Source organism: Inquilinus limosus MP06 (assembly GCF_000767795.1).
Classification (GTDB): domain Bacteria; phylum Pseudomonadota; class Alphaproteobacteria; order DSM-16000; family Inquilinaceae; genus Inquilinus; species Inquilinus limosus_E.
The window spans coordinates 1-3,179 of record NZ_JANX01000652.1 but is presented as its reverse complement, the minus strand read 5'-3'; the positions used below and the strand labels follow the sequence as shown (position 1 = coordinate 3,179).

The window sequence follows — 3,179 nt, the reverse complement described above, 5'->3', positions numbered from 1 at the left end:
GTACCAGATAGATCGGCCCGGCCGGCATGTTGTCGGTGACCACCAGGTGCAGCGTCACCGTGCCGCCGGGCGGGATGACGCCGTCCTCGAACACCAGCCCGTCATGCGGCTCGTCGATCACCCGGCCGTTGACGAAGCCCTCGGCCCAGATCGACCGGTGCACCTGCGGCCCCTGGGCGAAGGACAGGCCGTCATCATAGGTGCTGCCCTCGCCGCGCTTGCGCTCCAGCTCCACCGGAAAGTCGCGCCAGGCCTGACCGGTGTCGTTGCGCACGATCTTGGTCAGGGCGAAGCCGGTGAGATGCGCGGTGGCAATGCGGTTGCCGAAGCCCATGGTCAGCCCGGTGATGGTCAGCGCCGCCTCGCCGGTGCCGGTGATCCGCTCGACCACCACGAACGGGTCGTCCAGCCGGCCCGTGCCGGTCGCGGATTCGAGCACGAAGCCGCCCTCGGCGTCGCTGAACACCAGCCCCTCGGCCGTGATCTCTCCCGCCCGCGCCGCGGCCGGCAGCCCCAGGCACAGCAGCAGGCCGGCCAGGACCGCCTGGCGCAGAACGCCCCTCACGGCCCGGCCCGGGCCACGATGCGTCGCGGCGGCAGGGATGCGGTCGGCTGCAGCCGGCGCTGCACCACATAGAAGCGCGCCGCCGGGGTGTTGTCGGTGATCACGACGCGCAGCACCACCGTGCCGCCCGGCGGCACCGCGCCGTCATGGAACACCACCATGTCGCGCGGCTCGTCATACATCTGGGCCGCGGCGAAGCGGTCGGCGCGGACACCGCGCTCCGCCTCCGGCGCCTGGGCGAAGGACAGGCCGTCGCCATAGGGGCTCTGATCGCCGCGCCGCTCCTGTAGCTCGACCGGGAAGTCGCGCCAGGTATCCGCCGTGTCGTTGCGCACCACCTTGACCAGGGCGAAGCCGGCCAGATGGGCGGTGCCGACCCGGTTGCCGAAGGCCGCGGTCAGCCCGGCGACGGTCAGCGCCGCCTCGCCCTTGCCGGTGATCCGCTCGACCACCACGAACGGGTCGTCCAGCCGGCCCGTGCCGGTGGCGGATTCGAGCACGAAGCCGCCTTCCGCGTCGCTGAAGGTGATCCCCGCGACCGTCATCTCTGCCGCGTGGGCGGCCACCCCCCATGCCGCCAGGACGATGACGGGGGCGCATGACGCCAAGCGCCTCATGCCGGTCAGTGTGGCTGGCCGCCGCCTCGCGGTAAAGCCGTGATCGTGTCCGGCCCGGACGCCGCCACCGGATTATCAATTGTATTTTCCTAAAGCTTTATATAAATCCACAAGACGACGCCGGCCCGCCCGAACCGACGCGAGCATTGATGACCATCGAGCTGACCGCAGCCGCGATCGCCGTCCTCCAGGGCAATGATCGCGGCGCCTATACCGCACCGACCGATACCGCCCCCGCGGAGACCCAGCGGAACTGGGAGTCCTGCCTGGCCGCGCTGGGCCTCGCCGCGTTCGACGAGACCCGGGCCTGGACCGAGATCGAGACCCTGCTGGACGGGCAGCGGCCGGACGGCATGGTGCCTCGTATCCTGGTCCACTCCGACGAGCCCGGCGGGCCAGAGGAGCCGGCCCCGACCCATCCGCCGCTGGCCGCCTGCGTCGTGCGCCACCTGTTCGAGCGCTGTGGCGTGCAGCGGTCGCGCCCCCGCCTGCGGGCGCTGGCTCCGAGGCTGCTGGACTGGCATCGCTGGCTCGTCACGGCGCGGAGTTCCGCGGGCACCGGCCTGGCGGAGATCGTCGATCCGCGGGAGGGCGGGCTGGACGACAGCCCCGTCCGCGGCGGCGCCGAGCCCCCGTTCCGGATCGCCGAGATCGGCTTCAACGCCATCCTGCAGCGCGCCAATCGCGACCTGCGCTTCCTCCTCGACATGATCGACGACCGTGCCGGCATGGCCGAGGTCGACCGCATGATCGCCCGGACCCGGATAGCGCTGGAATCCTGCTGGGACCCGGCCGACGGCCTGTATCATTCGCGCGATGCCGCTACCGGCGAGGCCATCGGCGGGCCCGGGATCGGCGGGTTCCTCCCGCTTTACGCCGACCCGACCCTGGCGGCCCGGCACCCGCAACTGATCTCCGGGCTGGAAGGCTGGCTGGATCAGGTCGCGGTCGCGGTGCCGAGCGCGGAGCCCGGCCGGCCCGAATTCGACCCCCGGCGCCCCTGGCACGGCGCGGTCTCGCCGGCCCTGAATTGGCTGCTGCATGACGGGCTGCGGCGCGCCGGCCGACAGGATCTGGCGGCCCGCATCCGCCGCGACAGCATAGCCGTTGTCGAGCGAAGCGGCTTCCGCGAGTATTTCAACCCGATCACCGGCGAGGGGCTCGGCGGCACCGGCGCCTCCGGTACGGCGGCGGCAGTGCTGCTGTTCGCGGAGATCGAAGACTGATCACAGGATGACGCGCGAATGGCGGATGGCAAACGGGTGGGCATCGTCGAACTGGCCCGATTGCTCGAATTGTCGACCTACACCGTCTCCCGCGCGCTCAACGGCCACAGCGACGTCGCCGACGAGACCCGCAAGCGGGTGCTGGCGACGGCGCGGGAGGTCGGCTACACGCCGAATGCCCTGGCCCGCACCCTGCGCCGCGGCCGGGCCGACGCGGTCGCCTTCCTGCTGACCCCGTCGCCCGCGGGCCTCGTCGACAGCTATTTCCTGCCGCTCCTGACCGGCCTCGACGCGGTGCTGGCGCCGGCGGGCTACGCCCTGCTGGTCGCCGGCGCCGCGCCGGACGAGCACGAGATCGAGACGCTGCGCCGGCTGGTCGAGGGCCGCCGGGTCGACGCGGTGATCCTGACCCGGGTCCGCGTCGACGATCCGCGCGCCGCCTATCTGCGCCGGCAGGGCTTTCCCTTCGCCATGCTCGGCCGCGACGGCGACCGGCCGGAGACGCCCTTCGTCGATGCCGACCATCGCGCCAGCGGCCGCATCGCCACAGCCTGGCTGACGGCCCGCGGCCACCGCCGCATCGCCCTGATCAACACGCCGGCGCAGGTCAATGGCAGCCGGCAGCGCCTGCTGGGCTGGCAGGAGGGGATGGCCGAGGCCGGACTGGCCGCCGATCCGGCCTGGCATCGCTGCGGCGACTACACCGCCGAGAGCGGCTGCGCGGCCACCGGGCCCTGCTGGCGCTGTCGCCGCGGCCGACCGCGATCCTGT

Annotated in this window: 4 protein-coding genes; 2 read left to right on the top strand and 2 right to left on the bottom strand. The window is 72.4% G+C overall.

The features are described from left to right. Both P409_RS30275 and P409_RS36580 read right to left on the bottom strand, forming a co-directional pair. Positions 1-565, bottom strand: a 565-nt coding sequence (locus P409_RS30275; RefSeq protein WP_034847183.1) for a hypothetical protein, incomplete at its 3' end; no start/stop codon positions are given. After that, positions 562-1,110 carry a hypothetical protein gene (locus P409_RS36580; RefSeq protein WP_052121586.1) on the bottom strand — a complete coding sequence of 183 codons (549 nt, stop codon included), beginning with the start codon at positions 1,108-1,110 and terminating at the stop codon, positions 562-564. The genes P409_RS36580 and P409_RS30275, both read right to left, overlap by 4 nt. Before the next feature lie 221 nt (positions 1,111-1,331). On the opposite strand from P409_RS36580, the gene P409_RS30265 reads away from it, so the two are divergent. Together P409_RS30265 and P409_RS30260 are read left to right on the top strand one after the other, a co-directional pair. Beyond that, a complete protein-coding gene (locus tag P409_RS30265) occupies positions 1,332-2,408 on the top strand; it encodes an MGH1-like glycoside hydrolase domain-containing protein (protein WP_034847182.1) in 1,077 nt (358 codons plus the stop codon). A gap of 18 nt (positions 2,409-2,426) precedes the next feature. Further along, the coding region (locus P409_RS30260; RefSeq protein WP_152613627.1) for a LacI family DNA-binding transcriptional regulator at positions 2,427-3,179 on the top strand (753 nt) is incomplete at its 3' end.

Excerpts from the sequence above, each read along its gene's own strand:
- P409_RS36580 (WP_052121586.1), bottom strand. The coding sequence starts at position 1,110 with ATGACGGTCGCGGGGATCACCTTCAGCGACGCGGAAGGCGGCTTCGTG.
- P409_RS30265 (WP_034847182.1), top strand. The coding sequence starts at position 1,332 with ATGACCATCGAGCTGACCGCAGCCGCGATCGCCGTCCTCCAGGGCAAT.